A 554-nucleotide genomic window follows, 5' to 3' on the forward strand; every position below is an offset into this window, starting at 1 on the left:
CCGCTTGGGCTTCCGTCCCCAGGACGTGGCCGAGACCGTGGGCATGGACGCCCGCAGGTTCCGCCGGATCCGCACCGGCAAGTACGAGGTGCCCGACTGGCTGGCCGAGAAGGTCACCTCCTGGGCCCAGGAGGTTGATGCCGACGCGGACACGGCGCTGGACCTACATCTGGCCGAGCACGAGGCCACCGGAGAACCGGTGACCCTGACCCGCTACCCCGCCAAGGGCTTCCTCGCCCGGGCTGAGCACGGTGTGAAGGCCACCAGTGTGGAGACCTGGGACGCATACCTCGCGCTGATCACCCTGGAGTTGGACGCCGCCGGGGTGCCCTACACCTTCACCACCCGGAGCTGGGCGTGAGCGCACCCGGCTCCGACTACACGCCGGTGGCCTTGGCGGTGCTGCGTTCCCAACTGGGCTTGAGCATCAAGGACCTCGCCGGTGTGGCCGGGGTCAGCGAGCGCCGCGCCCACGCCTGGCTGGCCGGCACCGGGCACCCCGCCCCCGCCGCCGCGGCCCGCCTGGACGCCGCCCACCGCACCTTCCAGCAGCA

General features: G+C 72.2%; 2 protein-coding genes. Both read left to right on the forward strand.

Going from position 1 to position 554, the window contains the following annotated elements; all coding sequences use genetic code 11:
• Positions 1-361, forward strand: a 361-nt coding sequence (locus RF645_RS13255; protein WP_368819269.1) for a hypothetical protein, incomplete at its 5' end; no start/stop codon positions are given.
• Positions 358-554, forward strand: a 197-nt coding sequence (locus RF645_RS13260) for a helix-turn-helix domain-containing protein (RefSeq protein WP_368819270.1), incomplete at its 3' end; no start/stop codon positions are given. The genes RF645_RS13255 and RF645_RS13260, both read left to right, overlap by 4 nt.

The organism is Kocuria sp. CPCC 205260 (assembly GCF_040981045.1).
Lineage (GTDB): Bacteria > Actinomycetota > Actinomycetes > Actinomycetales > Micrococcaceae > Kocuria > Kocuria palustris.